Genomic DNA, 1,020 nt, shown 5'->3' on the forward strand with positions numbered 1-1,020 from the left:
GCCTATAGCTATGAACTATCGACCATTGGCTATGGACTCTCTAAAAAACTATTAACTTCGCCAAAAAATTTAACAAATGTCCGCAAAAAATAAAGCCGTTTTTTTAGATCGTGATGGAGTACTAAACCAGGAAATGGGCGATTACGTTCGCCGTTTCGAAGATTTTCATGTACTGGATAACTTTGAGGCACTCAAAACTTTGCAGGACAGGGGATACTTACTATTAGTAGCTACAAACCAGGGTGGCCTGGCTAAAGGATGGTATACCGAGGATGAACTTGCAAAAATGCATAATCACTTAAAAGAAGTATATAAAGAACACGGTGTAGAAATAACCGACTTTTTTTACTGCCCACACCACCCCAATTTTACCGGCGATTGCGATTGCCGCAAACCCAAACCCGGTTTACTATTACAAGGCATTAAAAAATACGACATCGACCCTGCCCTATCCTATTTCATAGGCGACCGTGAGCGCGATGTTGAGGCGGGCACTTCTGCAGGTGTAAAAGGCATATTAATAGATAGCGATCAGCCGATAAGTACGGTATTGGATTTGATAGCGTAAAAACAACAGCCCCACCCAAACCCTCCCCGGAGGGGAGGGCTTCAAAACTTTTTTATTCAAAAGTTTCCTCTGCCGAGGGAGATCTTAGGTAAGGGCTTTTTAACTATTTTTAAAACATTTTGCCCCTTTACAACTTTTACCACTATCCAACAGTAAAAATCGCTACATGCAGTTAAGCCGCTATTTAAAAAACTACGACACCCTTATCGCCGCAGTAATTGRCTTTTTTGCTATCCAATTGTTTTGCAAGTACAGCGGCATCGGTATTTCGCCGGATTCTATCATGTATACCAGTGCCGCACGCAGTTTAAATACAAGTGGCACCCTGCAAACTTTTAATCATATTCCTATTGTTGATTTCCCGGTGTTCTATCCCATATTTTTAGGGACCATCATGTTTATTACCCGTATTGATCCGGTTGCTTTTGGGGCGATATTGAACGGGTTAATGT

Annotated in this window: 2 protein-coding genes; both read left to right on the forward strand. The window is 41.6% G+C overall.

Going from position 1 to position 1,020, the window contains the following annotated elements; all coding sequences use genetic code 11:
- The first annotated feature begins 76 nt into the window (after positions 1–76).
- Entirely contained in the window at positions 77–568 is a 492-nt protein-coding gene (locus AC1DPZ_RS27890; RefSeq protein ID WP_477409658.1) for a D-glycero-alpha-D-manno-heptose-1,7-bisphosphate 7-phosphatase, read from the forward strand.
- A gap of 166 nt (positions 569–734) precedes the next feature.
- Positions 735–1,020, forward strand: a 286-nt coding sequence (locus AC1DPZ_RS27895) for a hypothetical protein (protein ID WP_477409660.1), incomplete at its 3' end; no start/stop codon positions are given.

The organism is Mucilaginibacter sp. P4_G9 (assembly GCF_056400985.1).